We start from the raw sequence: 27,000 nt of genomic DNA, 5'->3' as shown, positions 1-27,000 counted from the left end.
CGCCTATCGTCCCGCGCATCAATGCCGTTTCTTGCCGTCGAACGGATCGAGCCAGAGTTCTTTGCGATCGAGAGGCACCCATGACGGCAGCAGTGGATTCTTCAAATCGATCAGCACGCGGCGCTCGAGGTGCAGATCGGCGATGCCTTGCGCGAAGTGTTCGCGGAATAGCGCCTCGAAACTCCCGTCCTTCAGCATGGCTTCGAGGCCGTCGCGAATCCGCTGCGCCAGCAACGGCTCGCTTTGGCTGACATAGAAGAACTGCGCGTACGGGTAGCGGATGAGCAGGTGGGAGTCGATCCTCATATTAGGGTAACTCGGCTGAAAGGCTTTGATTTCACGCGTGATCTCGACTACGCCGCGCGGAAACATGTCGAAGCGGTGGTCAGCCAGCATCGGAAAAAGCAGATCGTAACGGCTGGCAGTGACGAGTGGAACGCCGGCCGCGCGGTAGATCGGGACATCGCCCCAACCCTGGCCCTGGCCAACGCTGAGTGTGCGAAGACCCTGGAGGTCGTGGATGCTGTCGAGCTTAGCCTGCTCGCCTTGATTGATCAGCGCCACGCGATAGCCGAGCAGGCCCCGGTCGATGGGAATCGGCACCGGAATTGCCGCGGCGTCGAGTTCCGGGTGTCCGGGCTCGCTTGCCAGGACGTTGATCAGGCGGCCCGATATCACCTCGTCGATCTCGCGCTGGGCCGACATCGGTGAAAAATACGCGTCGATGACATACGGGCCGTAGGCCGCGACAGTGTGGTTCAGCGCGGAGATAAGAAAGGCCCAGCGGCCCTCCCTCACCACGTCCCCGGACAGGCGAAGAATTCGCACATGGGTGACGACGGCGGTCGACGGGACGGGCGAGCCGGCGCTGCCGAAGGCCGGGCTCAACAAGGCGCCGGCAATGAGGGGGAGCACCACTGATGGTTTGAAGCGTCCGCGGAATCTGGCACGGCGGATTCCATCAATGTGATCGAGGACGGACATGAGTAGCCTGAACCGGAAACGACGGGTAAGCCGCAGTATGGGTTCGAGGGGCGGCTTTGGCCAAATTCAATAAGGAACTGGGCCATCGATCGCAATGAGGTGATGAACAGGATCGTCGCCACAAAGTCGGGGTGCACAGGTCGTATTGATCGGGTTGCCGGGGGCCCAGCAGACCTTGCCACTCTGGCGCTATGCTAGCGGCTTCGGCTACTTCGAGGAGCAATGATGCAACGGACTGCAGGATCGATGATCACGTTTAACCGCCCTGACGGCAAAGACGTTCAGGGTTATCTGGCCAAGCCGCAGAAGCTGGAAGGCGCGCCTGCCATCGTCGTGATTCAGGAATGGTGGGGCTTGAACGACCAGATTCGCGGCGTGGCGGACCGGCTTGCGCAGGCCGGCTATCTGGCGCTGGTGCCCGATCTCTTCCGCGGCAAGTCGACGGTTGAAGAGGCTGAGGCGAACCATTTGCTGAGCGCACTCGATTTCGGCGATGCCGCGACACAGGACGTGCGGGGCGCCGTCCAGTATCTGAAGCAGCACTCGGCAAATGTCGGCGTGACCGGCTATTGCATGGGCGGCGCGCTGACTTGGCTCGCGCTATGCAATATCCCTGAAGTATCGGCCGGGGTGGTGTGGTACGGCTTCCCTCCGCTCGAGTACATCGACGCATCGAAAATCAAGGTTCCGGTGCTCGGTCACTGGGCGACGCAAGACGAATTCTTCCCGGCTGAAACGGTCGACGCATTGGAGTCCAAGCTCAGCGCGGCCAATGTCGACGTCGAGTTCCATCGCTATCTTGCGTACCACGCGTTCGCGAACGAAACGGCAGTCGGGCCGGGCCGCATCTCCAGGACCCAGTTCGATCCGGTCTGGGCGCAGCAGGCCTGGGACCGCACGCTGACCTTCTTCGGCCGCACGCTCTGGAAGTAAGCGGCAAGCGCGGACCCGCATTGAAAGGTGGACGCAAGCCGCGACCTGATCCCGTCAGCCAGCAGCGAGCCCGGTCGGCGTTTCTTATGCCGACCGGCTCTCGCGGCCGGACACCTCATGAAGCATTCCATTGCAAACTCGTGAAGGATGAGGGTGGCGGCGCGCCAATCTGTTTACCTATACTCCCCTCACTCTGTATGTAAGGCAGCCCAATCGCCGCAATACCAACAAGCGCAAACAAAAGCCAACAAGACGGAGCCTCACATGCCTGTAGCGATTCGGAACGCGGCCCTCGTGCTGCTGACATGTTTCACGTTGGGCGGCAGTGCTTATGTGCAGGCCGGCTCCGGTTGCGATGAGGGATGCAAGGCCCGCGGTCAGCTACTCGAACAGCGCGTCACGCTACGGCTCAGCGCCGCGGCGTTTTCGAAACTGCTTGCATCGAACGCATCCGGTCAGCAACTCGCGCAGATCGCCGGTGCGCCCGCTTGCGGGGTGGAGATCGTGACCTTCCGCTACCGCACCATCGGCGGCGCGGGCGAACCCACCACCTCCAGTGGCGCGCTGATGATTCCGGGCGGACGGTCGGCTGCATGCAGCGGGCCGCGTCCGCTGATGCTCTACGCGCACGGCACGACCGCGTACCGCAACTACAACATTGCCGATATCACGCAAACCGATCCGGGCAACGGCGACGGCGCCGGGGAGGGCATCAGCGTGGCTGCCATGTATGCGGCTCAAGGGTATATCGTGGTGGCGACAAACTACGCGGGCTATGCCGGCTCCGACCTCACATACCACCCCTATCTGAACGCCGACCAGCAATCCGCCGATGTGATCGATTCGCTGCGGGCGGCGCGGACCGCACTGAGTGCAGTGAAAGCGGAGAGAAAGACTCGTGAGAACGGCAAACTCTTCGTTACCGGCTATTCGCAAGGCGGCTTCGTGGCTCTCGCGACGCATCGTGCTTTGCAGGCGGCCGGTGTCAAGGTCACGGCATCCGCGCCGGGATCGGGTCCGTATGCGCTTGCCGCCACTGCCGACGCGCTCATCGAAGGCGAGGTGAACCTGGGGTCGACGCTGTTCACGACCTTGATCGTGACGGGCTATCAACATGCCTACGAGAACATCTACCGCAAGCCCGGCGACTTCTATGAAGCGGCCTATGCCCCGGGGATCGAGAATCTTCTACCGAGCCTGCAGCCGCTCAATACGCTATTTTCGAAAGGGAAACTGCCCTCGACGCAACTCTTCAGCAGCGTTCCGCCCGCGCCGCAATATGCTTCGATGACACCGCCGACTTCGCCGCCCCTCACCCCGCCCTCGCTGACGCCAGTGTTTGCTGCCGGATTCGGCAACGCCAATCTCGTGCGCAACGCCTATCGGCTGAGTCTTCTGGAAGATGCTTCAGCCAATCCCGATGGCGCGTTTCCCGACAGCACGGTGGCCTTGACGCCGGCCGCGAATCCGATGCATCCGCTGCGCCAGGCGTTCAAGCGCAATGATTTGCGCAACTGGCTGCCGCGCGCGCCGGTTCTGCTGTGCGGCGGCGGCTCGGATCCCACCGTGTTTTTCTTCAACGCTCGCATCGAGCAGGCCTACTGGCAGAACGCCAAAGTGCCGGCAGGGCTTACGTCCGTGCTGGACGTGGACTCTCCGATCTCCGGGCCTAACGATCCGTACGCGCCCATCAAGCAGGGTTTCGCGAGCGCGAAGGCGACGCTCGCGAATCAGGCCGTAGCGGGCGGCGCGACTGACGGCGGCGCCTCGGCTGTGCTTCAGGCCTATCACGGAGAACTGGTGGCGTCGTTCTGCATGGTCGCCGCCCGGGCCTTCTTCACGAACTTTTGAGCGCTGGCATCTGCGGCTATCATGCGCAGACAACGAGACTGCGCAGGGGAAAGCTTTGACCACCGATTCCGTGCCTTGGGACGCGGCGCCTTCGGCGTGCATTTACAGCCACTTTGATACGCACCGCGAAGCGCCGCGCGAGCAACTGCCCGCGTGGCGGGACCGGCTTGGCCACTTTCTCGACGTGCCGATCTCGCGCTGGCAACTGGCCGATGGCTTTAGCGGCACGATCGACAGCTACAAGGCCGCCGATCTGACATTCATGGATTGCCGCACGGACCCGGTTTCGCAGGCGCGATCCGTCGCTCGCATTTCCACCGATTCGGTCCGCCAGTTCGTCTTTCATGTGGCCGTGGAGGGCAGCATCGAGACCGGAACGGGTCTGTATCCGAAGCGCAAAGCGCTGCAAACGAGGCCGGGCATTCTCGCGCTGGATATGAACCAGCCGATGCAGATGGTGCGTAGTGCGTGCCGAGTGCAGGCTTTTTTCCTGCCGCGTGCGCTGGTTGAATCCGTCTTGCCGGAAGCGGAGTCGATTCATGGCAGCGCGATCGAATACGACTCGCCGCTCGCGCGTATGATTCCGGGCCATCTCGCCGACCTTACCCAGAACCTGCACAAGATGAATGGGCAGGAAGCGTATCGCGCGATGCGCACCTGTGCGTTGTTGATTGCGGCGGCCTTCGGCAAGGAGGCGCGTTTAACCGGCAATGCGCGCGCGGCCGCTCGCACCGCTATGTTCGCGACGGCGCGCCGCTATATCGAAGCCAATCTGGGGCAGGCGGATCTCACGCCGGAGAGCGTGCTCGCCGCGTCGCAACTTTCGCGGCCCACGTTGTATCGTCTCTTCGAACCCGAAGGCGGATTGGTCGCCTATATTCGCAACCGGCGGCTTCGTGAGGCGGCCGATGAACTGCATCGCTATCCGGAGAAGGCGATCGTCGAAATCGCCTATGGCGTGGGCTTCAATAGCGCGTCGGATTTCAATCGCGCGTTTCGTCGTGCGTACGAGATGTCGCCGAGTGATTTTCGGGCGTTGACCCGGTAGACGCGGTTTCGCAAAGCCCTATGAGGACAACCAGCCGCGCTCGATTGGCCACGCCAGCAGCTTGCGGTACACCTTGACAAGGCTGCCTGTCACCGTGGCGCCGCCCAGCCGCCACAGCGGCGCGATCAGCAGGAACGCCACGCACGCCACGGCGACGGCGCCAACCATGTCAAGCGGGAAGTGGACGCCGACAAACACGCGCGCCCAAGCCACGGCAAGTCCGGACAGCAGGATCGCCATGCCGTACCGCCTTACTCCGCCCAGCAACAAGGTCAGCGCGATGGTGGCGAAGAGGGTCCCGTGGTCGCTGGGGAACGACGAGTCGGGCGCATGCTCCAGGAACGTATGGCCGATTCCGATCACGAATGGCCGAGGGTGCGGCCAAACCAGACCGATAATCTGACTGAGCCCGAGGGCGAGCATGGCTACGCAAAATGCGCGCACGGCGACTTCACGCTGACGCGCATCGCCGAAGAGCCATATCGCGATCAGCGACAGCGGCACGAGATAAATGACGTAATCGGCAATCATTCGCGCCATGTCGATTTGCCAGGCGGGTGTCGATGGCGTGGCGTTGATCATCAGAAAGAGCGCCTGATTGAACGCTTCGAGTGTATTCATGCGGTGAGGTTTTTGAGGGACGTGTGATGAATCGTGCCCCCAATCTTAGCGGGCCAGGCTTAGGAGAAGCTTAGGGGCGGGCGGAAGCGATTGACAGAATCGTCCGTCGCCGGGCCGTGTAATCTGTCGATGCATGTCGGCAAACATGCCGCCGGCATAGGCAAACATCAAACGAAACCAGGTGGCGGCTACTGCGGCGGCCGCTATGCTTCAGGCGCAGTGGGCGAGGCGATCGTGATGAACCCGGACGAGCACCGTGACTTTATCGTGCGCACCATGTCGGCCGACGATGTGGCGTTGACGGTCGAATGGGCCGCAGCGGAAGGATGGAACCCCGGCCTGCACGATGCCGAATGCTTTCGCGCCGGCGACCCTAACGGGTTTTTTATCGGAGAGTGGCGCGGCGAACCGGTTGCCTGCATTTCCGCGATCGCGTACGGCGAGCACTTCGGCTTTATCGGTCTATATATCGTGAAGCCGGCGTTTCGCGGCAAAGGCTTCGGCATGCGCGTCTGGCGGCACGGCATGGACTATCTGGGTAAGCGCAATGTCGGATTGGACGGCGTTGTCGCTCAGCAGGCGAATTACAGGAAGTCCGGATTTCGGCTTGCGTATCGCAACATTCGGTTTCAGGGTGTCGTTCAGGCATCCGCCCAAAACGCGGCGGGTTCGAACATTTTGAATGCGTCGGCGCTGCCGTTCGAGCAATTACTCGACTACGATCGCCAGTGCTTTCCCGCCGCGCGTGAGCGTTTTCTCGCGACTTGGCTCGGCCAGCGTGACGCCACGGCGCTGGCCGTAGTTCGTGACGGTCAGGTTGCGGGCTGCGGCGTAGTGCGTCGTTGCAGAACGGGTTGCAAGGTCGGTCCGCTCTTTGCTGATAGCGACGAGATCGCGAGCGATCTGTTCGATGCGTTGGTGGCGCGCATGCCGGACGAGGTCATCGTGCTCGATGTGCCGGAGACTAATCCCGCTGCCGTCGCGCTGGCGGAACGGCATGGCATGACAAGCGTTTTTGAAACCGCGCGGATGTATACGCAGGACTCGCCTGCTATTCAAATCGAACGCGTATTTGGCGTGACCTCATTCGAACTCGGGTGAGCGGAGCACACGTCTGCGCCTTTGCGCGCGATGCCGTCTGGGGTGCGTCTTATGAACCGCAGACGGCAAGTTCATCGTTTGATACGAACGTATGCGCTACTTCCATTTTGAGCCGAGATTCTCCAGTCCGGCTTTCATGAGGTCCTGCGGCAACATGACGACGCGAAACTCGCAGTCGGCGTTGAGCTTCAGAAAAAATGGTTCTGCGAGTGCGGGAATTCCCGATGGTTCATCGAGGTTCACGATGAGTACCGCGCCACGTGTTCCGTTCTGCTCGGTGAAGTAGGCAGCTTCTGGTTTGATGTCTTCAAGTATTCGCCCTATCACTTCGCCGACAGTGCCATCGCGCACTAGCGTGTTGAACGGTTCGTGCGGAATACGTACGTTGAGTAGCATGCGCATGTCATCCTCCTGGTTGATGCCCAAAGGGCATCTTAAGGATAGGAGCTTTATGCGCTGCGAGCGCTAGGGTTAGCACTGCCGAGTGCCGTCGTCGTCATTCTGTTTCGCTATCGTCGCTGTCGTTGCTGTTTGCATTGGCGCTCGCTGTTTCATGAACCATCGCGTTGGCCGCCAACGCGCTCGCCAGTTCCGGATGCGCTTCCTTGCGTTCGCTGTAGCGATCGGTCAGGTAATCTGAACGGTCGCGTACCAGCAACGTGAACTTGTACAACTCCTCCATCACGTCAACGACGCGATCGTAGTAGGCGGAGGGTTTCATCCGGCCGTCGGCGTCGAATTCCTGATACGCCTTTGCCACCGACGACTGATTGGGGATCGTCACCATGCGCATCCATCGGCCCAGCACGCGCAAGGCGTTGACGGCGTTGAACGATTGCGATCCGCCGCATACCTGCATCACCGCGAGCGTGCGTCCTTGTGTGGGGCGCACGCCACCGCTTTCGAGCGGCAGCCAGTCGATCTGATTCTTGAACACCGCCGTGAGCGTACCGTGACGCTCCGGGCTGCACCACACCTGTCCCTCCGACCATTCCGACAGTTTGCGTAGTTCGACGACCTTCGGATGATCGGCCGCTACGCTGTCCGTGATCGGCAGGCCGTGCGGATCGAAGATGCGTGTTTCGGCGCCGAATTGGCGCAGGATGCGTTCGGCTTCGAAAGTAAGCAGTTTGCTGAATGAAGTGGGACGCAACGACCCGTACAGCAGCAGAATTCGCGGGGCGTGTTGCGAAATCGCGTGCGGTTCGAGTTTTTGCGGATCCGGCGCGTGGAAATGTGGGGCGCTGATGTTAGGCAGATTCCCGAACATCAACGAACCCTCCGTCCCGCGCTGTCGATCACATGCTCGCCGTCCTCTTTGGTAAACGCCCCCTGTTGCGCTGCGGGCAGGATATCGAGGACCACCTCGGACGGTCTGCATAGGCGTACGCCGAGCGGGGTGACCACAATGGGGCGATTGATGAGGATCGGATGCGCCAGCATCGCATCGAGCAATTGTTCATCGCTCAAGGATGCGTCCGCGAGACCGAGTTCGGCATATGGCGTGCCTTTCTCGCGCAGCGTGGCGCGCACGGTGAGCCCGGCGCGTTCGATCAGGTCCTTCAGTGTGGCCCGATCAGGTGGGTTCTTCAGATACGCGATGACCTCCGGCTCGATGCCGGCATTGCGAATCATGGCGAGCGTATTGCGCGAGGTGCCGCAATCGGGGTTGTGATAGATCGTAACGCTCATACACGTTGTCCTCATTGTCCTTTAACGCTGTGTTTTTGCCTCGTACCAATGCTGCGAACGATTGACGACGCCGACTACTAACAGCATCACCGGCACTTCGATCAGCACGCCGACCACTGTTGCAAGCGCTGCGCCAGAATGAAATCCAAACAGGCTGATCGCTGTGGCTACCGCAAGCTCGAAGAAATTGCTTGCGCCGATCAGACTGGACGGACCTGCAACACAATGCGCGACGCCAAGCCGGCGATTGAGCAGATAGGCGAGGCCGGAATTGAAGAACACCTGAATCAGAATCGGCACCGCGAGCATCGCGATGACGAGTGGCTCCTCGACTATCGCCCGCCCCTGGAAGGCGAACAGCAATACGAGGGTTGCCAGTAACGCGCTGATCGAATAGGGCGCGAGATGTGCGACTGCCTGCTGGAAATGCGCGTCGCCCTTGGTGAGCAGATGGCGGCGTAGAAATTGGGCGAGGATGACGGGTACGACGATGTACAAGCCGACCGAAACGATCAGCGTGTCCCATGGCACCGAAATCGCCGACAAACCCAGCAGGAGGGCGACGAGCGGCGCGAATGCCACGATCATGATGGTGTCGTTGAGCGCCACTTGCGATAACGTGAAATACGGGTCGCCCTTGCAGAGTTGCGACCAGACGAACACCATCGCCGTGCAGGGCGCGGCGGCAAGCAGAATGAGACCGGCGATATAGCTGTCGAGCTGATTCGCAGGAAGCCATGGTGCGAACACGTGCCGAATGAAAATCCAGCCGAGCAATGCCATCGAAAACGGTTTGACGAACCAGTTCACAAACAGGGTCACGCCGATACCACGCCACTGGCTCTTCACCTGCGTCATCGCGGCAAAATCGATCTTGACCAGCATCGGAATGATCATCGCCCAGATCAGCACGCCAACCGGGAGATTGACCTGTGCAACTTCCATGCGGCCGATCGCCTGGAAGAGTTGCGGAAGCAGTTGCCCGACCAGGATGCCGACTACGATGCACAGCGTCACCCAGACGGTCAGATAGCGCTCGAAGAATCCGATCGCCGGCCGTGCGCCACGCGCCACTGTGCTGCCGGTGCTCATTTTTCGCAGCAGCTGGGGAGGTCGCTCGCGGCGCAGGGTGCGCCGGCGCAGCAGTTTTCGGTCAGGAAACCGATCAGGCCCGTCATCGCGTCGAAACTCGCTGAATAGATGATGAAGCGCCCGTCCTGCCGGGGTGCCACCAACCCGGCATGCGACAGGTCTTTGAGGTGGAAGGAGAGGCTCGATGGGGACAGTCCGAGCTGCTGCGCGATTTCACCGGCGGCCATGCCATCCGGCCCAGCGACGACCAGCAAACGGAAAATCGCCAGCCGCGATTCATGAGCGAGCGCGCCAAGGGCGCGTACAACAAGGTTCGAGTCCATGGCCGAACGATACGCCCATCGTTTTCATATTTCAAGTATTGTTGAAATGATATCGCCGATGAGCGTATGTGCGAGCAGAACCTGTTGCATTGGTGATGTGGTGCGTTAGGCGGCGTTGAACGCCGCCTCGTAATGTCACGACCGTTGCATCCAACCCGCTCAGTTACCGAACAACGAGTGCTGGGTCCCACGGCTTGGCGCCGGGCGTGCTGGTTTCACAGCCGCTTCCTTGACGCCCGTTCCCGAAGTCGCGCTTGAAGTCGCTGCCGTTGCAGTAGCCGCAGTGTCATCCGAATCCGCAGCCGCTTCCAGCGAGGTCTGCCCGGCTTCCAGCGACAGAAGAAACATCTTGTTCACGAGTCCGCCGGCAAAGCCGGTCAGATCGCCGGACGCACCAATCACGCGATGACACGGTGCCACGATCGAGATCGGATTTTTGCCGTTAGCCGCGCCCACGGCGCGCACCGCGTTGATGTTTCCGATTTGCGTCGCGATGTCCGAGTAGCTGCGCGTCTCGCCGAACGGGATCGTCAGGAGCGCCGCCCAAACTTTCTTCTGAAAGTCCGTTCCCTGGAAGTCGAGTTCGAGGTCGAACCGGTCTCTCGTCCCAACGAAATATTCATTCAATTGCCGCTCGGTTTCGATCAGGATCGCGCGGTCATCCGCCTCGACCATTTCCGGCAGACGCACCCGGTTCGGCTTGTCGTTTTCCCACAGAATGGCGGCGAGCCGGTTGCCGTTTGCCACGAGCTTCAGTTCGCCGACGGGCGAATTCATTAACTTGTATGCGTATGTCACTTTGCTGGTTCCTGACTGGCTGGAGACTGAAATGGCTTCATGCGAGGCTGCGAACTTGCTCTGCCATGGCTCCGATACCTGACAGCTTAACCCTCGTCCTCGCCGAGGTCACGCCGGATCTTGCTATCCAATTCCGCGCGCGGCCCACGACTCAGTAGAATTGATACCCTCGGCACATCGCTCACCGGCAACCGGAACTCTTCTCTACGACTGTGACAAGCACCCTCGAACAACTGCGGGCTGGACAACTGGCGGGTACTCGCCGACTTAAACTGGCGTGCGGGCTGAGCGAATTTCCACGCGAGATTTTCGATCTGGCCGATACGCTGGAAATTCTCGATCTATCGGGCAATGCACTTACGAGGCTGCCCGATGATTTGCCACGGTTAAGCAAGCTGCGCATCATTTTTGCGTCTGACAACCCCTTCACCGAATTGCCGGAAGTCCTCGGGCAGTGCTCGCAACTGAGCATGGTCGGCTTCAAGGCAAACCGCATTCGCAAGGTCTCGGGCCAATCGCTGCCGCCGCTGCTGCGCTGGCTGATCCTCACCGACAACGAGATCGACACACTGCCTGCGGAAATCGGCACCTGCACGCAACTTCAGAAGTTGATGCTTGCAGGTAACCGGTTGCGCACGCTGCCCGAAGAATTGGCGGCCTGCTCGCGTCTCGAACTGCTGCGTCTCGCGGCGAATCAACTCAGCGAACTGCCTGCATGGTTGTTGCGCTTGCCGCGGCTTTCCTGGCTGGCTTTCGCCGGCAATCCGTTTAGCGAAGCGCTGGAGACAGCGGCACTCACCGATACGCCGAGTGCCGATATTCGATGGGATGAGTTGAAACTTGAACAGCAGTTAGGCGAGGGCGCCTCCGGTGTCATTTATCGCGCGGCGCTTCTTGCTCGTCACGAACATGCGAGTAGGCCTGTGGCCGTCAAGTTGTTCAAGGGCGCGGTGACGAGCGATGGATTGCCGGACTGCGAGATGGCGGCCTGCATTCGTGCCGGCGATCATCCGAATCTGATCCCGGTGGTGGGCAAGGTGAAGGGCCATCCGGCGGGCACGCATGGCCTGGTGATGGAACTGATCGACCCGCAATTCACGAACCTCGCCGGACCGCCGAGCCTCGAGTCATGCACGCGTGATGTCTACGATGCCGACACGCGCTTCGAGTTGGCATCGGTGTTACGCCTTGCATACGGCATGGCGTCGGCAGCGTGTCATCTGCATCGGCAAGGTGTGATGCATGGCGATCTGTACGCGCACAATATTCTGCACGGTGGCCAAGGTCGCGCGCTGCTGGGCGATTTTGGCGCGGCGTCTTTCTACGCGACTGATGATCGCCACTTCCGCTTCGCGCTGCAGCGCCTGGAAGTCAGGGCGTATGGTTGTCTGCTGGAGGAATTGATCGACCGATGCGACTTGGTGGCTGCTCAAGCGGACATTGCAGCGAAGCTGGTAGCGTTGAAAGAGAATTGCTTGAGCGAGGAGATCGACAGCCGGCCGTTATTCGACGAAATCACTGCCGTTTTGCGGCAGCTAACGGGCACCGGAGATCGGGACACTGCAGCGTTCGCTGCGGTTTGATCCGTCGTCCGTGTGGTCCAAGGAGAGAAAATCAATGACGCAGAGGATGCGCCGCCGCGTGCTGGTTGCCGGCACGCTTGCTGCGGCAGGCCTGACAGGTGCGGTTCGTGTCGATGCCATGCAGGGTGGCAAGCTGAAGATCGCCCTCGTGTTGAAGTCGATGACCGATCCGTTCACAGTAGCTATGGCGAACGCTGCGCAGAATTATCAGAAGCACTTCGCGTCGCAGTTCGGCTTGACCATTCGCGGCACGGCAACAGAGCACGACACTGCCGCGCAGATCCGGATGGTCGACGAATTGATCAAAGCGAAGATGAACGCGATCGTCATCGCGCCGACTGACTCGAAGGCGCTGACAGCGATCGTGGCGCGGGGGATCAAGGCCGGCATCATCATGGTTACCATCGATAACCCGCTCGATGACGCGTCGCAGGATGCCGCCCACATCTCCGTGCCCTTCGTCGGTCCGAACAATCGAAACGGCGCGAAGCAGGTTGGCGATTATCTTGCGGAGCGGCTCAAGGCGGGCGATCGGGTCGGGATCATCGAAGGCATTTCCGCCGACCGCAATGCGCAGCAACGCACGGCCGGCAGCAAGGACGCAATGAACGCGGCCGGCATGAAGATCGTCGCGATACAAGCCGGCGACTGGGACTATGGGAAAGGGCGGGACGTTGCGTCGAAGATGCTAGGAGACTATCCGCAGATCCGTGCGTTGATGTGCGGCAACGACAATATGGCGATGGGGGCGGTGGATGCCATTCGTGATGCAGGGAGAACCGGCGGCGTCTACGTCACCGGCTATAACGATAGCGAGGCGATCAAACCGCTGCTCCTCGACGGCCGCGTGCTTGCGACGATGAACCAGTTCGCCGATCGGCAAGCTGTGTTCGGTGTCGACGTGGCGTTGAAGGCGGTCACTGAGCACAGAAAACAGAGCGATTTGTCGCGCGCCATTGAAACGCCGCTTCAACTGGTGACTGCTGCAAGTCACTGAGGTAGAAAATCTATTGCCTACCGCCCCATAGTGCCTGTGCTGCGAATCTCACGGCTACGCCGCCGATGCGTTGTTCACCCGGATCGGACTTTCTGTTGCCACGAATCGCACTTCTCGGCGTTGACATCATCTCTTTCGAGGTCGCTTTCCTCGTCGATCCACCGTCGAGCCCATTCGAGTGCGTACTGCTGCGCAGCCTCGAAGCTCGTGAAGCTCGGACCGATAAGTCCGGAACGGGCGATGCGCTGCGCGTCCCGCACGATCTCGGCCCATCCACGAAACCGGGCGTTCGCCACCCGATCGGCCGCAACGTAGATGACGTAGCCACGCGGGTCGGATTGGCGCTTGCCTTGTGAGGCGAGGCCCATCCATGGCGAGGCAGGCCGGTGGATGGATTGAGGGGCGTTCATCGAGCTGCGGGATTCGACGCGATCAGGCGCAACAGGCGAAGAATCCTGGAGTTGCTGGGCGACTTGGGTGAACGTATCCACGCTATGGGGTGCCTGGCGTACGCCATGTGGTGTTTGCCACGACGCCTGACTTGTCCAGAACACCTTGCGAAGGCCCTCGTCCTTGGATTGACGGTCGACGGAGCGGGGCTGGACATGTTGTGGTTGCAACCGGCCATCCGGACCGCAGCGGAACGTGCGGCCGCGGCTCGAAAGAAGCCCGTGCATTTCCGCAAGGGCGCCGGACCCACGCCACTTTTCGAAGCGTGACCGGCACGTCGGCACCGACGGATAGGTGTTCGGCAACCTGGACCAGGGTTCGCCAGTCACCAGTACCCACAGCACGGCATTCGCCACCAGACGAACTTGCGCGCGAGGCCGGCCGCGTTGCCCATGAACGATGACGTCATCCGACAGAACGGGCGCCAGCAGAAGCCACTCTTCGTCACTGATTTCGTTAAACTGCACGCTATTTCCCCTCATACCAGTCGCGTTACGCGGGTTCGATATCTCCCGTTCACGCTACCCGCTGCTCATCGCCCACGTTGTCATGGCCGACAGAACAAGCAGGTCTTCGACGCAATCCGATAACTCGCAGAGTTCTTGAAATGACGCGTCGTTGGCGTCGTGCAGATGGTGTCGCCTGAGATCGCGCAGCGCGTTGCCAAGGCGCCGGATGGCCTCGGGATCGCTGTTCGTCAGTGGCCAGCCTTTTAACAGGTACGTTAGCGGCGCGACGCTTCGGCTTTCGCACCACAGATCGAACAGATGGATGCACTTCGCGTTGATATGCTCAACCGCGTTTTCGCGTTCAGACAGATACGGAACCATGGCCACGCTCAGCAACAGGACGATTGACGAGTCTTCATCCTATGTGGATAGTTATCGCAGCGCTGTCAGGACATCAAGAAAGAAGGGCCGGTCAATGCTGAACTTCGTGTCAGGAAATCCCTATACGTTGCCTGTGTTTTCCCTGTCGATTCGGCGCAACGGTAGTCTGAACTGAGTGCGATGCGATCGGATACCGCCTCGCCGGCGAAAAAATGAAGCTGTATTAATCGGCGCAGCGGTTTGATTAGGAGAATCCTGACATTCGAATCAGCCATTCCTTAATGAACTATCCGGTGCTCCCGACGGAACCGCCGCTTCCAGCGCCTTACGATGACTTCACTTGCATCACGGAGTGCAGACATCGTGGCTGAAAAATCGTTGCGTGGGATCGTTGGAAAACTGCTTGGCACGGAATGCCGCCAGTCGGTCCGCGTGCTGTCGATACATCGGTCACGATCTGGCCGGACTCGTCGTGTGTGCGTCGAAGTGCAACGGCCGGGTGGTTCGCTTGCGCTGTTTTTCTTTCGGCACAGCGACGGAATCTGGCACGTGTTTCCGCCCAGAGACGCTCGTCCTGCGATGAGCACCGCCGTATTGCCGCAGAACGGCGAGACAATGGCGAAGGAGGCAGTGCATGGCTGAAGATCTGTCGAATGAATTTTCGCTGGACGAAGCAGGTCTGCGCGCATGGATGCTGGCGTGGTACGACCATGCCGTTTCGGTCGGCTTCCTCTGTCCGCCGTTCATCATGAACGACGTCATGGCTGAACGGCTTGAGGGCTATTTCAGAGTGGGACTCACGCCGGCCGAAGGTGCGGAAGCATTTTTCGGCGTCGCGCACTGACTTCGGTACATCAATATTCGACGTCAGGGCGTTACTTGCGTGCCGCAGTCGAGGTTAAACGCCCCTGTTCAGGTCCCCATTTTCTGCCGCTTGACTGGCTGGCCGTGGCCGTGCGGCCCCCACAGCTCACGATAAAGTTCTGATGATTCTCGTGTTCGCCAGGCGCCGCCACATAGGGATAGTCCTGATCTCGATATACTTTACGGATGGTAAATATTGTACTAGTCTAAATTGTACAATCGGAAAACATAATAATCATCATCGAAATTGGGTGAATCGAAAAGATCAGGGTCGATTGTTGGCGAAAGTCCGCTCTTCGAATCTTGGCCTGCTGTACGCGAGTTCGGCGTAGTGTTTCCGGGCAATTTCGCGTAGCGGGGGGAAGGGGACTATGTGTCGGTATGGAGGCAAGCCAAATGAGTCCAATTACAGTGAATTCCGCACCAGAGCGTGTGAGATTCGCGCAGCAATCCCTTCGTTCTGTGGTGGAGAAATGGCTTAGGCCAACGCCGGCCGCACCTGCCCGAGTGAGCGACTTCAGTCGAATGGCAATCGGCGGCACGCGCTTCGTGCGCGTCGAGGTGTCGCGGCAGGAGCGACGGGTTTCCTTCTTGTTCTTCCGGCACATTGACGGTACGTGGAATGTTTTTCCGCCAGCTACACCGCGTCCGATGACCAAATTCTATTGAATGATACCTGCGCCGGCCAAACGCCTGGACGGCCGTCATTTGAGTGTGTCGGCGACGAAAGTGTCCGTCAATGTAGCCCGGTGCCTCCTTGCTCTTCTGCAAGTTTTTCTCGCCGTGCCATGCCAGGCAAAGCTAACACGGCACACGAGAAGTTAACACGGGGCGTTTATGAAACCACTTCTGGCGTAGCACGGTGGCGTGTGTCTCAAGAGCCGAAAAAAATATCGCAGAAACTGGCAGGTCCGACGCAGGTCGACGGATTTGAGGGATGCATATCCTGTTTTTTGTGGCCAGAATCGGTCATGCCTTTCATTTCGGCGCCCATGCCACTGTCGCTTTCTTGCTGCTGGGGCGTGGCGGCTTGCTGTTCAGCGTCCTGGGCGGCTGCCTTCGCCTCCGCAGCCTGGATATCGGCAGGATAGGTCGCGTCATCGCTGGTCGACGGATTGTATCCAGCCTGTTCGAGTTTGATGAGGTCGGCGCGTACCTGCGCTCTGGTGAGCGGGACGGACGCGGACTGCGCAAAAGTCGATGTGGAGATGACGACCGCACTGAGCGTCAGTGCCAACAGGGTGAGCTTTTTCATGATTGCGACTCCTTCCAACAAAGACCCCGGTTTGCCGGGGAACTGGTGAAGCACGTTGATGTGTGGCTTAAGAGCCGGAATAAATAGTGCAGAAGCTGACAGGCCCAACGCAGGCTGACGGATCTGAAGAAGGTGTATTCCGTTTGATGTGGCCGGCATCGCTCGTGCCTGTCGTTGCGACACCCATCCCACTGTCGCTGTTTTGCTGCTTGAGCTGCGCGGCCTGCTGTTCAAAGATCGGCGCAACGTCCGGGTACGACGTGTCACTTACAAAATTCAGCCCGTTGCGTTCGGCTTCGATCAACTCCTGCCGCACCTGCGCCCGGGTCTTTTCTTGAGCCTGCGCATTGATCGCAATGCTCGCTGCAGCAGCGAGAATTAGAGAGAAAATCATCGTTCGCTTATTCACTTTGGACTCCAATATAAATAACGGGAAGTTGCTGGTTCTGCATCATGAAGCGCGCTCACACTACGGTATACCGGGAGCGGGCGCCGCTTATTCCCAAAGTTGCCAAGGGTGCAGGTAAAACATGATGCATTGGCGACCGCGTCGCCTGGCAAGCCTACGTTGACGGAAATCTCGAAGAATGCTGGGCGGAGGCGCCTCCCGCGAAGTTCCTGTAGATCAGATTCCCATGCGTCCAGCAACGCCGTCGCGGTCGATGAACTTGTGTTTCAACGCGGCTGCGACATGCGCAATCATCAGGAGTGCAAGCGTCAGCACCAACCCGCGGTGCAGCGTGCTATTCCCGGTCGGTTGCCAACACACCTGTCCTTCGGGAATAACCTCACTCGAGTTGCGGTATAGACAAGACACCCTCCCGATGCTTCGGGACCGGTGAACGACCGCTCGGGAGAAGGACATGAGACGTATCTATTTGCTATTGCCGAATGTGCATAGTGCACAGATGACCATCAACGAACTTCTGTTATTGCGGGTCGAGTGGCGACATATCCACGTGATCGCCAATCACAATGTGCCGCTCGAGGATTTGCCAGAAGCAACCCTGGCGCAACGCAGCGATCTGTTGCCCGCCCTCGCGAGAGGGGTGGCGATGGGCGGCCTCACGGGGACGCTGGCCTCATTGGTCGCACTGGCGTTCCCGCCGGCCGGCCTGACGATTGCAGGCGGCGCGGTCGTGGCGATCACGCTCTGTGGCGCCGGCTTTGGTGCATGGACGGCGACGATGATTGGCGTCGATGTGCCGAATACGCGGCTCAAGCGCTTTGAACAGGCTATAGAAAAAGGCGAACTGCTGATGATGGTCGACGTCGCGAAAGATCGCGTCGAAGAAATCGAGGAGGTGATCAAACTGCGTCATGCCGAGGCCGACATCAAGGGAACGGACCCGACGATTCCGGCGTTTCCGTGACGCTGCGTAATGCCATCTGGTTCCATCGCGATGACGCAGTCCGCCATGATGTGCGGATCAATATGAACGACAGAAAGCTCGTTGTCGTGAGGGGCGGCGCGGCGAGGTGATGCCCTCGCCCCGAACGCTGCATTTTGCGTTGCACAACCATCGCCCGCGGCAACACCTGACTACCGTGCATCACGTCGCGTACGCGAGCAACGATGTACGCGGAATACTGGCGACCGTCTGTACCTCAAGGCACCGGCTTCACCTGCCCATTCTGGCCGGCGCTCATCAGTGCGTTTTGTTCCGCTCGATGTTTGGCGGCAACCTTCTCTTGCGCAGCCTGAAGATCTGCGGGATATGAACCGTCGTCGCCCTGGGACGGGTTGTAACCCGCCGCCTCCAGTTCGTAGAGTTCATGCATGACCTCTGCGCGCGTGACTCGATGTGTCGGCGGGTCAGGCATGGTTTGCGCAAACGCGCCAGCTGAAGTCGACATCAGAATCGCGCCGGCGACCGCCAGGTTGCGCAGCGACTGGTCGAATGACCGATGTTGTGAGATTGATTTCATGACGATACTCCTGGTGTTTCAAGGTGCTGGTTCGCAGGATAGAGAGGGCGAGCCGAGAATCAGATGAATGACAGCGACTCAGGGTTGGCTCGACCTAACAAGATGAATCTATTCATTTCAGATTCCTTAGTATCTGGTGAATATTGCGAGATGTTCATTGAGTTAACCGCAGTTGGACGACGGATATTCCCGGGTTTGTGAAAAAGAACGCGGGCACCCTACAACACGCCAAATAATTTCGAGCTAGATGGGAATAAACGTGCGGCCGACCTGGAAGACGCTGTCATCCGGCCTCGTCGTCAAGCCGGATGGAGCCACGCGCGAACGACCGGGAGGTCGGTTGACGTCGAGCGGGTCGCGCATGGTTGGAACACGGACATCCATGGTGCGGATGTGCCAATTTATTGCGGGTTAATTGCAGGCAATCTGGGGATCACTCAATGAAGAAGCACTTCTGGCATTAGCAACGTTGTGCCCGCTGGCAGGTTTCGTCCATGCGCAAAGCAGCGTGACGTTGTACGGGCTGATCGATGAAGGATTCGAGGCCGTCAGCAATGTGCCGGTGGCTGGCAAGACCGGTGGCGGCACTCGCCATCCTGCACCAGGCCGACTCGTCTCGGCCATCAATTCTTCGGCGGCGGCACGACATAGGTCCTCACGCCGGCTAGTGGCGATCCATATCCACCAGACTGTGCATTGTTCGGCAAACCATTGGCGAGTTGCGCGCGCGGATCCGTCGGATTCAGATTCAGCTCTCCGGCCTGCCGATCACCGTGGGTGGGATACTCGCTCCCGGGTGCAGCCTGCGGCATCAACCGGGTGCTGTTTTCAGGCGAGTTGATATCGTCATATGGGCTGAGACCTTGCGCCGCGACGCTGCCCGCGGCGATACACGATACCGCTAGCAGGAGTCCTCTCAATGCCATCAGTGCTTGCAGTGCGCTTGCTCTGTCGAAAACGATTTTCATATCAAACTCCTTAAGGTGTCGAAAACGTGAGACCGGCCTGTTTTGCCGGCCTGGGGCAGGGACGTGCATCCCGCAGCCATAAGTCCTACTCGGCTCAGACCGCAATAGTTCGAGTCACTGAACCGTGATCGTTTCCTTCATGTCAGGGTGGTCCCCACAATAGACCTTGTAGATCCCGGGCTTGTCGAACTTGTACGAAAACGTGTCGTCTTGATCGAGGTCGTACGAATGAAAGAGGCCCATGTCAAAGGCGCCTACGTCGTGGACTATCGTGTGCGGCTCCGCATCGAGATTCATCCACGTGATGGTCGTTCCGGCCTTGATCGTGGCGGACGAGGGCGAGAACATCAAATTCTTTATCGTCACGAGAGAGTCGCTCGCGCTTTGTGCGGACGCCGTGACTGTAGCTCCAGACGCTACCAGGCAGAACACGACCGCAAATACGGATTTCGGTAACGAATGATTTTTCACGATGATCTCCTCGAGGCGTCTGCAGTTGCTGAATCGTGACCTTCCGAGCTTTCGTCGCCGGAAAGCGTGAACAGCGTTCCAAGTCCGCCATAGGTCATGCACCTCGAGACCCTGCGACGTGACGGATTGGATGGGTGCTGTGACGACATGAGATCCTCGCAAGCGAATCAGCAAGCTGAGCGGCCGGATCGCCTAGGAAGAAACCGGCGCCTTCAGCAGGGAGTACCTGCCCGATTGGAGATTTATTCCCACTGCCTGAGCTCGCCAGGCTTGCGAAGTCGCGAATGTCTGCGGGCTTCCCGGTGTCGGGAGACCGTAGCCGGATGTCGATTGGCTACAAGCCGCCACCTGCGGATGCTAAAGTCCTTGCAGCCGCCGGCTTTCAACGAAAAGAGGGGGACCGTCATGCCAAACAGAACTTCCTTGCTCCAGCGCGTGGCAGCCACCGCTGCTTTCTTTGTGCTGATCGCAAGCCATGTGGCCCGCGCCGAAGATAGCGTCGCGCCGGCTCATCCGGCCGCTCGCGATATTGCCCAGGAGGAGCGCAACCGCGCGCTAGTCGTGAACTTCTACGATGCGGTGTTCAACAGGCACGATCTCACGACTGCTAGCGCCGTGCTCGCACCGAATTACATTCAGCACAATCCGCATGTGCCCACCGGGTCCGCGCCGTTCATCAGCTTCTTTACCGAATACTTCAAGCATGCCCCCGATGCCCGTTCGGCCATCGTGCGCAGTGCGACCGACGGCGATCTCGTCTTTCTGCATGTTCACTCGACCAGCAACCCGCAAGACCGCGGTAACGCCATCGTGGACATCTTTCGCGTCGAGCACGGCAAGATCGCCGAGCACTGGGATGTGATTCAACCCGTGCCCGAGCAATCGGCCAACGACAACACGATGTTCTAGTCGATCCGGCGAAACACGCTGTCTGCCGCGGGCCTCTCCTCGCGCCAGATAGCGCGCCGCGGTTTAGTCGAGGCTGCCGAATACCGTTGTCAATCGAACTAAAGATACAACCCTCTCGGTGGCCGAAAGCCACACCAATCAGCCAACTGGTCGCATTGGCTCAATTGATTGCACTTCGGTTCCCCTTGATCTCACTGTTGCGCTTGAAACGACGCACCTTTATTCCCGCCATTCGACCGTCCGTCCAATAGGAAGCCGCATCTGGACCGGTTCGGCTCTGATCAAGAAAAACTCGCAAAGACTCGGGCAAGTTGCACAGGCGCGCTCGAAATCGCGGCATGCCGCCACGTTCGAGGCTCGGGAATAAAGCGGACGCTGGCGTGGTTAGCTCAGTATACGCAGCACGATCGACAGGTCGCAGGGTTCCGCTACCGACAGCTGATCGTCGTGAGCTGCGGCAGAAATGGAAGGAGGCGAACATGAACATCGCCGAGAAGTCCCTGCGGTTCCTGGTAGAAAAATGGCTTACGCCGACACCGACGACGCGGCTTCGCGTAATTCAATTCGGCCGTACTGGTTGCGAGAGGAGACGCTATGTGCGCGTCGAGGCGTTGGCCCCAAGCGGTTCGCATTCGATTTTCTTCTTTCGGCACGATGACGGCTGCTGGTGTGTATTTCCGCCCGCGATTGCACGGCCGGCAATGACGGGTCGTCGGCTTGCAGCGTAGAGGAGCGCCATACGGGTAAAAGGAGCATCAAATAAAAACGGAAACCACCGCTTTCCTGAGCAACCAGGAAATCTCTGACCGTGCCGCCATACACCGTCGCAGCAGGGCAGAGCCGGTCTTTTACAACGTGGGGGCCGTGCCTGCCGTGGTTACGCCGACTGGATCTAACCGTAGGACCATCGCCAGAGCGGCGATATTCGCATCCATTTTCCTCAGTTCGAAGCTGGAATAAATTCCGAGCGACGTCGGTATAGGCTGGGAGAGCATGCCAGCGATCAAGCAAACGGTCCGGTCCGCCGCCATTTAATTCCGGCGACATGATTCCGCAAAGTGAAGTGCCTGAACACATCAGTATCGATCGCGACCGCTAATGCCAAACCAAACTTCATAAACGTAGTTGGACGGGCTCCGTAACGCCGATGAATAGCGTTCTGACGTGAGCCACGTCGGATTCGCCGCAACGTGTAAGTCATTCGAAACCCGAGTTGTTTGTCGCGCCGATGCGCGCCCTGTCCAGTACTCGTGTATGCCTGAGGTCGATGATGAAATCGCTGCTGAGTCACCATGAGATCGCGATTCTGTTTCTACTGCTCGATGCGCCCAACCAGGTCGCACCTGGGGATCCAGATGCAATCGCTCTTCAAGAAGCGAGGCTCGTCGAAATTGTGCCTACGGCTTTCGACGATGGCAGATTTCGGGTAACGCCAGCTGGCGCGGAACTACTCCGTCGTCTTCGCATGAGAGCGGATTGAAGTACAAATTGGTTTGAGCCGCAATCGGCGACCGCGCATGGGTCGTAGCCGCCGATCGCCGCGGTGGTAGCAAGTGCTGGGTTTTCTAGAACTTATGACGCAGGCCGAGGTTGACCATTTCCTGCGTGCTGGTGCCTGCGTATCCGTACGAGCCGATTGAGGCTTGCGCCGCCATCGTGCCGCCTGTGCCATTGCCGGTTTCGCCGCTCGCATGCTGATAGGCGGCCGTCACATACACATCGGTGCGCTTCGAAAGGGAATAGTCAGCGCCGAGCGAGACCTGGTGATACGTCGCGGAGGTATCACCGCTCGATTTTGTATAGCTATAGCCCAGGCCGACCAGAAGGGCCTTGGTGGCTTGATAGTTCACGAATCCCTGACCCGTGTTGTATTTTTCGTTCGAAGCGAACACCGAGGCGCTGTCGCGGCGGTACTGCGAGTTGCTGTAGGCGGCCCCGAGCGTGAACTGCCCGAGCGTATATTGGCCCGCGACGCGGGCAATCCCGAGCGAGTGCGCGGTCTGGTATCCACTGTTGATCGGGCCATCGAACGTTCCGTCCGACGTGCTATTCCAACCTGCTGTCGGACTGCGTGGGCCCGCCGACGCTGGACTGTTTGCTGCATAGAAGTAACCGGCGGCGAGGGCGATTGGGCCATTGTTATAGGCGGCCGCCGCCGAATACGATTGCTCCGAGCCGGTGCTGCCCGCGATGCCGCCGAACGAGTACATCGCTTCAAACTGCAGACCCGACCAGACCGGCGACGTGTACTTGACCGCGTTGTTCACGCGGAAGCTGTTGTCGTAGTTGTCGACGTCGCCCGCGGTCGCGAATGCGCTGCCGAAATAGTTGTCCTCGGTGATGCCCTGTACGAGATCGATCAGCGGATCGTACTGGCGGCCGAGCGTCACGGAACCCAGCGAATCGCTTGTCAAACCGACGTAGGCCTGCCGCCCGAATAGCCGGCTGCCTTGCCCCAGTTTGCCGGTGCTCGGATCGAAACCGTTTTCGAGCTGGAAGATGGCCTTCAGGCCGGCGCCAAGATCTTCCGTTCCCTTGAGGCCCCAACGTGTACCTGACAGATTGCCTGCACTACTGTTACCGAGAGCCCAGAGATTCTTGTTGCCCTGTGCGTTGTGCACGTAGGTCAGCGACGTGTCGATCGCGCCGTACAAGGTCACGCTGCTTTGGGCATGCGCGGCGCCGGCGGACGCGAGCGCAGCCAGCGAAATTATCGAAAAGGTGGTGCGTTTCATCTCATCTCCTGCGTTGGACGTCAATCCTCATGCAGGGAGACTAATCTCGCAAAACAGTAATGTAAAAAGTTGAAATACAGATCGTGTCCGATATGCGACACCTGACAATTAACCATCCTTTCAATTAATGAAAAACAGGGTTGTGGTCATAGGGGAATTTTTCGAAATGTCCCTGAATCTGGCCGAATTCCGTCCGCGAAAGCAGAAAGCATGCTTGCCGTTTACCGTATCCGTAGACAGCCGATGCCCAGAAGATAGCGTTCCGCCCAGGCATTGCAGCCTGGGCGCTCAGCAACCGTCTGAAGAATGCGAGCCCTTGCGGCGTACTGATCTTTTTGGATTCAAGCGATAAGTGATTTCGGGCATCAACTTATGCTTTATTCGTCACGCCTTCACACACCGAAACCCCGCATACACATATTGGTAATGCGGTTGAAACCAGTTCCGGAAAGCCGGCCGCAACATGCATTGCGCGGTGCGTGCCGAACCGCCTTTGATCACGTAGTGCTGCCCGTCGAAAAAGTTGGCGGAGTAGCCCGGATAAAACGGAAACGCTTCGAAGCCCGGCAGTGCGTCGAACACCGTTGAGGTCCACTCCCAGCCGTTGCCGAATTGACCTTCCACGCCGAACGCGCTGACGTTGTCTGGATATGCGTCGACCGGCTGCGGATCCCAGCTACGAAAATCGAAATTTCCCGAAGCGGCATGCGGTGCGCCATGTGCCGCGCGTTGCCATTGCGCTTCACTGGGTAGCGTCTTGCCGGCCCAGCGCGCGTAGGCGCTGGCTTCGGCGTGGCTCACGTACGCGGGCCAGTCGAGCGGCAGCGGCACGTCGTCGAACATTGTGCGCAGCATCCACGCGCCGTTCTGACCGCTCCCGGTTTGCTGCGACCAGCAGGCCGGATGCTCGATATGTTCGGCTTCTTTCCAGGCCCAATCCTTGTCCGTCCACCACTTCGGTTCGCGATAGCCACCCGCCTCGATAAACTCCCGGAACGCGCCGTTCGTCACCATATGACGATCGATCTCGAACGCGGGCACGTCGACGCGCTTTTCGCCGAACTCGTTGTCCCAGCCGAAATGGCCGCTCTCGCGCGACATGCCGAGCACCGTTGCACCAGCCGGCACGCTGACCATAGACGACAACGCCTGCCGCGGTTCAGGAAGCGTGAGCGCCGGCTCCTTCAACCCGGCGACCTTCTGCGCAAGCGGCAACTGATGCAGCATGTACGCGAGCGTTTCAGCGTGCATCAGCCGATGCTCGATCGCGACGTTCAGCAACTGCTCGGACGCGTCAGCATGGTCGCCCTTGCGGCCGACGCGGGCGGAGTCGCTCAGCGCGTCGAGTTCGCGGTCGATCTGCTCGCGGGCGCGCAATCCGTAGGCGCGCACGGCGTCGAGCGAGGGCCAGTCGCTGGGTTGATCGGTGGGAAAGCCGCCGTCGACGGGATCGATGCCGAAAGCGAAGAGCTGATCGAGGTGCGGGTCGAATGCCGGCAGATCGCACAGGCGCTGATCGAAAAGATTACGATCGAAAGCTTCCAGATGGCCGACGTAAAACACGATCCGGTGACGCTCACGGATCGGCCGTTCGTACAGAAATTCGGGTTTGACGATAGAAAACAATGCGTCGGTAATCTGACGCGCGTCGATCAGACGCTGGACGAGCGGGTGGTGCGGGGCGGGGTCGCGATTCATTTCGCCAGGTCTCCTTGCGGGGGACGGACTAAAGACTGTACCCGCTCGCAGGAGCCATGCCAAGACGAATGCGCGCTAAAAAGCAGGTGGCCGGGGACGTGGCGGCGCGGGCCAGGTCCTCCGCGTACGGCTTACACCTTCTGCAAGCCCTCCAGATCGACGATCCGGATGTGTTTGCCCTGTATGTCGATCAGGCCGCGCTTTTGAAATCTTGACAGGGTGCGGCTCACGGTTTCGAGCGTCATACCGAGGTAGCTGCCCATGTCCTCGCGTGTCATGCGCAAATTGAATTCCGCCGACGAATAACCGCGTTGCGCGTTGCGCTCCGACACGTCGAGCAGAAATGCCGCCACGCGTTCGTCCGCTGAAAGGGAACCGAGCACCATCATCTGCCCGGCTTCGCGGACTATCTGTTCGCCCAGCAGTTTGTGCAGGCGGTCCTGCATCGAACTGATTTCACGGCACAGGGACTTGAGGGCGGGGTAGGGAACGATACATACGGTGCTGTCTTCAAGCGCGACGGCGCTGCATGCGTGCACGTCTTCGCTGATACCGTCGAGGCCGAGCGCTTCGCCGGCGAGGCGCAAGCCTGTGACCTGTTCGCGGCCGTCACGGTGGGCCATGACGGTTTTCATGGAGCCGGAACGCACGGCGTAAATATTCTCGAAGCGGTCGCCGCTGCGGTACAGCGCTTCGCCGCGCTGCACCGAGCGCGCGCTGCAGATGAGCGCTTCGAGTTTCGTTAGTTCGTTGGACGACAGGCCTTGCGGCATGCAGAGCGCCCGCATCGAGCAACTCGAACAACGAGCGGCGGTGCGCGCCGTTGCTCTCACTGGCGCGGCACGACGGCTACTACGCGCCGGCGACGACTTCGGAGTGGAATCGGCGGCGCCAGCGGAGCGAGTCACAGCGGTAGGAGTAAGCATGTTCGGCAGCCATTTGTCAGAGTAACAACTGATTGTCCCACCGCCGATGCCCCCCGTTTAGCGGCAAAATGACGCGTTCGCGCAGTTAGGCATCTTGAGCGATGTCACGCTTGCATTGCTGCTTGTGGCTATGGACTGCTATGTATCGCGGCGAAGATGCTCCGCTCGGATTTTGGATGTATCGCAACTGCAGCCGCGCGTGCCCCCAATGCGGCGAGCACACGCTTTGCAATGTGTGTTACCACGCGTTCAGGCGACTTCACTGACCTTGCCGGCCGCAGAGGGGATCAGCAGTACAGGCAAGGTCGCCTGACGCACGCAGCGCTCCGCGACGCTGCCGAGAATCAGGCGCTGAAAACCGCGCCGGCCATGCGTGCCCATCACGAGCAGATCGGCGTTGAAGTCAGCGGCCGCTTTTAGCACGACCACTGAAACGTCATCGAGGGAGGAGGCCTCGCCCACAATGAGCTCCCCCTTGACGCCTTGCGCTGCCATGGCCAAGGCGAATTCCGCGCAGAGTTCTTTACCCTCTTCGACGAGGCGGTTGCGCAGAATGGACGGGTCATAACCCGGCGCTTCGAAATACATCGGTGTGTTTTCGACGACGTACAGCGGTTGCATGACAGCGCCGGTGGATTTCGCGAGCGTGAGCGCTGCTTCGAATGCGCGGCGCGAGGTGTGGCTGCCGTCGACCGCTACGAGGATGCGTGTGTACATATCGACTCCGCGTCTGAAAGATTGGGATGCCGCGGCCATTGCGTACGGCCGGACTTATTGACGATTTATTACGGATGCCAGCTTAAATGATCGCTGAAAAAGGTGCATCCTGACAGGATGTAAATCAAATACTTGTCAAATTTTGCGATAACTGCACGCTTCCCGGCAAACACCGCGCAGCAAGCGTTTGCGGCATTCCTGTCAAGCCGGGGCGCATCTATCAGA

At 59.6% G+C, this 27,000-nt stretch carries 29 protein-coding genes; 10 read left to right on the top strand and 19 right to left on the bottom strand.

All coding sequences use genetic code 11. The features are described 5' to 3' along the window. Nucleotides 1–18: 18 nt before the first annotated feature. The gene (locus tag M0D68_RS00340; RefSeq protein WP_266223487.1) at nucleotides 19–984 is read right to left on the bottom strand and encodes a hypothetical protein; all 966 of its coding nucleotides are present in this window, start codon (nucleotides 982–984) and stop codon (nucleotides 19–21) included. A gap of 225 nt (nucleotides 985–1,209) precedes the next feature. On the opposite strand from M0D68_RS00340, the gene M0D68_RS00335 reads away from it, so the two are divergent. From M0D68_RS00335 to M0D68_RS00325, 3 genes are all read left to right on the top strand, one after another. Continuing rightward, nucleotides 1,210–1,917, top strand: coding sequence for a dienelactone hydrolase family protein (locus M0D68_RS00335; protein ID WP_093637782.1), 708 nt, complete (start codon nucleotides 1,210–1,212; stop codon nucleotides 1,915–1,917). A gap of 264 nt (nucleotides 1,918–2,181) precedes the next feature. Beyond that, entirely contained in the window at nucleotides 2,182–3,768 is a 1,587-nt protein-coding gene (locus tag M0D68_RS00330) for a S9 family peptidase (RefSeq protein WP_266223486.1), read from the top strand. A 55-nt stretch (nucleotides 3,769–3,823) separates the two neighbouring features. After that, nucleotides 3,824–4,816: a helix-turn-helix domain-containing protein gene (locus M0D68_RS00325; RefSeq protein ID WP_200619549.1), complete on the top strand. Its 993-nt coding sequence runs from the start codon at nucleotides 3,824–3,826 to the stop codon at nucleotides 4,814–4,816. An 18-nt stretch (nucleotides 4,817–4,834) separates the two neighbouring features. On the opposite strand, the gene M0D68_RS00320 is transcribed toward M0D68_RS00325, so the two are convergent. Continuing rightward, complete coding sequence (locus tag M0D68_RS00320; protein WP_093637364.1) at nucleotides 4,835–5,437, bottom strand: phosphatase PAP2 family protein; 603 nt, start codon at nucleotides 5,435–5,437, stop codon at nucleotides 4,835–4,837. Nucleotides 5,438–5,674: 237 nt separating this feature from the next. Between M0D68_RS00320 and M0D68_RS00315 the strand changes: the two genes are divergently transcribed. After that, on the top strand, nucleotides 5,675–6,538 hold the full coding sequence (locus M0D68_RS00315; protein ID WP_266223941.1) for a GNAT family N-acetyltransferase: 864 nt from the start codon (nucleotides 5,675–5,677) through the stop codon (nucleotides 6,536–6,538). A gap of 96 nt (nucleotides 6,539–6,634) precedes the next feature. On the opposite strand, the gene M0D68_RS00310 is transcribed toward M0D68_RS00315, so the two are convergent. The 6 genes from M0D68_RS00310 to M0D68_RS00285 form a co-directional block, all read right to left on the bottom strand. Next, on the bottom strand, nucleotides 6,635–6,940 hold the full coding sequence (locus tag M0D68_RS00310; protein ID WP_054040692.1) for a hypothetical protein: 306 nt from the start codon (nucleotides 6,938–6,940) through the stop codon (nucleotides 6,635–6,637). A 94-nt stretch (nucleotides 6,941–7,034) separates the two neighbouring features. Further along, the gene (gene arsH, locus M0D68_RS00305; RefSeq protein ID WP_093637361.1) at nucleotides 7,035–7,808 is read right to left on the bottom strand and encodes an arsenical resistance protein ArsH; all 774 of its coding nucleotides are present in this window, start codon (nucleotides 7,806–7,808) and stop codon (nucleotides 7,035–7,037) included. Continuing rightward, nucleotides 7,808–8,230 (bottom strand): arsenate reductase (glutaredoxin), encoded by a 423-nt coding sequence (gene arsC / locus M0D68_RS00300; RefSeq protein ID WP_093637357.1) that lies wholly within the window; start codon nucleotides 8,228–8,230, stop codon nucleotides 7,808–7,810. The genes arsH and arsC overlap by 1 nt, the downstream gene beginning before the upstream one ends. Before the next feature lie 21 nt (nucleotides 8,231–8,251). Next, complete coding sequence (gene arsB / locus M0D68_RS00295) at nucleotides 8,252–9,322, bottom strand: ACR3 family arsenite efflux transporter (protein WP_266223485.1); 1,071 nt, start codon at nucleotides 9,320–9,322, stop codon at nucleotides 8,252–8,254. Next, nucleotides 9,319–9,645: a helix-turn-helix transcriptional regulator gene (locus M0D68_RS00290; RefSeq protein WP_266223484.1), complete on the bottom strand. Its 327-nt coding sequence runs from the start codon at nucleotides 9,643–9,645 to the stop codon at nucleotides 9,319–9,321. Before M0D68_RS00290 ends, arsB begins: the two co-directional genes overlap by 4 nt. 159 nt (nucleotides 9,646–9,804) lie before the next feature. Beyond that, entirely contained in the window at nucleotides 9,805–10,443 is a 639-nt protein-coding gene (locus M0D68_RS00285; protein ID WP_266223483.1) for a methylated-DNA--[protein]-cysteine S-methyltransferase, read from the bottom strand. Between the two features lie 212 nt (nucleotides 10,444–10,655). Here M0D68_RS00285 and M0D68_RS00280 point away from each other — a divergent pair, with 212 nt between their 5' ends. Together M0D68_RS00280 and M0D68_RS00275 are read left to right on the top strand one after the other, a co-directional pair. Continuing rightward, nucleotides 10,656–12,026 carry a leucine-rich repeat-containing protein kinase family protein gene (locus M0D68_RS00280; RefSeq protein WP_266223482.1) on the top strand — a complete coding sequence of 457 codons (1,371 nt, stop codon included), beginning with the start codon at nucleotides 10,656–10,658 and terminating at the stop codon, nucleotides 12,024–12,026. Between the two features lie 34 nt (nucleotides 12,027–12,060). Then, nucleotides 12,061–13,023, top strand: a complete 963-nt coding sequence (locus M0D68_RS00275) for a substrate-binding domain-containing protein (protein ID WP_266223481.1) — start codon at nucleotides 12,061–12,063, stop codon at nucleotides 13,021–13,023. Nucleotides 13,024–13,097: 74 nt separating this feature from the next. On the opposite strand, the gene M0D68_RS00270 is transcribed toward M0D68_RS00275, so the two are convergent. Together M0D68_RS00270 and M0D68_RS00265 are read right to left on the bottom strand one after the other, a co-directional pair. Then, entirely contained in the window at nucleotides 13,098–13,940 is an 843-nt protein-coding gene (locus tag M0D68_RS00270) for a transposase (RefSeq protein ID WP_266223480.1), read from the bottom strand. A 54-nt stretch (nucleotides 13,941–13,994) separates the two neighbouring features. Next, nucleotides 13,995–14,303, bottom strand: coding sequence for a hypothetical protein (locus M0D68_RS00265; protein ID WP_093637340.1), 309 nt, complete (start codon nucleotides 14,301–14,303; stop codon nucleotides 13,995–13,997). A 634-nt stretch (nucleotides 14,304–14,937) separates the two neighbouring features. Between M0D68_RS00265 and M0D68_RS00255 the strand changes: the two genes are divergently transcribed. Beyond that, a complete protein-coding gene (locus tag M0D68_RS00255; protein WP_093637336.1) occupies nucleotides 14,938–15,147 on the top strand; it encodes a hypothetical protein in 210 nt (69 codons plus the stop codon). Between the two features lie 894 nt (nucleotides 15,148–16,041). On the opposite strand, the gene M0D68_RS00245 is transcribed toward M0D68_RS00255, so the two are convergent. Next, nucleotides 16,042–16,422, bottom strand: coding sequence for a DUF4148 domain-containing protein (locus M0D68_RS00245; protein WP_200652071.1), 381 nt, complete (start codon nucleotides 16,420–16,422; stop codon nucleotides 16,042–16,044). 67 nt (nucleotides 16,423–16,489) lie between these two features. Further along, nucleotides 16,490–16,831 carry a DUF4148 domain-containing protein gene (locus M0D68_RS00240; RefSeq protein ID WP_266223479.1) on the bottom strand — a complete coding sequence of 114 codons (342 nt, stop codon included), beginning with the start codon at nucleotides 16,829–16,831 and terminating at the stop codon, nucleotides 16,490–16,492. Between the two features lie 454 nt (nucleotides 16,832–17,285). Here M0D68_RS00240 and M0D68_RS00235 point away from each other — a divergent pair, with 454 nt between their 5' ends. Further along, the gene (locus M0D68_RS00235; protein ID WP_256456818.1) at nucleotides 17,286–17,795 is read left to right on the top strand and encodes a DUF1269 domain-containing protein; all 510 of its coding nucleotides are present in this window, start codon (nucleotides 17,286–17,288) and stop codon (nucleotides 17,793–17,795) included. A gap of 235 nt (nucleotides 17,796–18,030) precedes the next feature. Here M0D68_RS00235 and M0D68_RS00230 read toward each other — a convergent pair whose 3' ends face one another. From M0D68_RS00230 to M0D68_RS00220, 3 genes are all read right to left on the bottom strand, one after another. Further along, a complete protein-coding gene (locus M0D68_RS00230; protein WP_256456817.1) occupies nucleotides 18,031–18,351 on the bottom strand; it encodes a DUF4148 domain-containing protein in 321 nt (106 codons plus the stop codon). 623 nt (nucleotides 18,352–18,974) lie between these two features. Next, the gene (locus tag M0D68_RS00225) at nucleotides 18,975–19,277 is read right to left on the bottom strand and encodes a hypothetical protein (RefSeq protein WP_256458244.1); all 303 of its coding nucleotides are present in this window, start codon (nucleotides 19,275–19,277) and stop codon (nucleotides 18,975–18,977) included. Between the two features lie 156 nt (nucleotides 19,278–19,433). After that, nucleotides 19,434–19,742: a plastocyanin/azurin family copper-binding protein gene (locus tag M0D68_RS00220; RefSeq protein ID WP_244179426.1), complete on the bottom strand. Its 309-nt coding sequence runs from the start codon at nucleotides 19,740–19,742 to the stop codon at nucleotides 19,434–19,436. A gap of 453 nt (nucleotides 19,743–20,195) precedes the next feature. Between M0D68_RS00220 and M0D68_RS00215 the strand changes: the two genes are divergently transcribed. Together M0D68_RS00215 and M0D68_RS00210 are read left to right on the top strand one after the other, a co-directional pair. Further along, on the top strand, nucleotides 20,196–20,699 hold the full coding sequence (locus M0D68_RS00215) for a nuclear transport factor 2 family protein (protein WP_211705886.1): 504 nt from the start codon (nucleotides 20,196–20,198) through the stop codon (nucleotides 20,697–20,699). Nucleotides 20,700–21,178: 479 nt separating this feature from the next. Next, nucleotides 21,179–21,427: a hypothetical protein gene (locus tag M0D68_RS00210; RefSeq protein WP_266223478.1), complete on the top strand. Its 249-nt coding sequence runs from the start codon at nucleotides 21,179–21,181 to the stop codon at nucleotides 21,425–21,427. Between the two features lie 837 nt (nucleotides 21,428–22,264). Here M0D68_RS00210 and M0D68_RS00205 read toward each other — a convergent pair. From M0D68_RS00205 to M0D68_RS00190, 4 genes are all read right to left on the bottom strand, one after another. Next, nucleotides 22,265–23,434 carry a porin gene (locus M0D68_RS00205; protein WP_200619535.1) on the bottom strand — a complete coding sequence of 390 codons (1,170 nt, stop codon included), beginning with the start codon at nucleotides 23,432–23,434 and terminating at the stop codon, nucleotides 22,265–22,267. A 384-nt stretch (nucleotides 23,435–23,818) separates the two neighbouring features. Further along, entirely contained in the window at nucleotides 23,819–25,132 is a 1,314-nt protein-coding gene (locus tag M0D68_RS00200; RefSeq protein ID WP_266223477.1) for an SUMF1/EgtB/PvdO family nonheme iron enzyme, read from the bottom strand. Between the two features lie 131 nt (nucleotides 25,133–25,263). Next, nucleotides 25,264–26,058, bottom strand: coding sequence for a fumarate/nitrate reduction transcriptional regulator Fnr (gene fnr, locus M0D68_RS00195; protein ID WP_266223476.1), 795 nt, complete (start codon nucleotides 26,056–26,058; stop codon nucleotides 25,264–25,266). Between the two features lie 249 nt (nucleotides 26,059–26,307). Beyond that, nucleotides 26,308–26,775: a universal stress protein gene (locus M0D68_RS00190; RefSeq protein WP_266223475.1), complete on the bottom strand. Its 468-nt coding sequence runs from the start codon at nucleotides 26,773–26,775 to the stop codon at nucleotides 26,308–26,310. Nucleotides 26,776–27,000: the final 225 nt, after the last annotated feature.

The sequence above is a fragment of the Paraburkholderia sp. SEWSISQ10-3 4 genome (genome assembly GCF_030464785.1).
Taxonomy (GTDB): Bacteria; Pseudomonadota; Gammaproteobacteria; order Burkholderiales; family Burkholderiaceae; genus Paraburkholderia; species Paraburkholderia aspalathi.
Note: the sequence above shows the minus strand (reverse complement) of the source record. Positions and strands in the feature narration are given on the sequence as shown.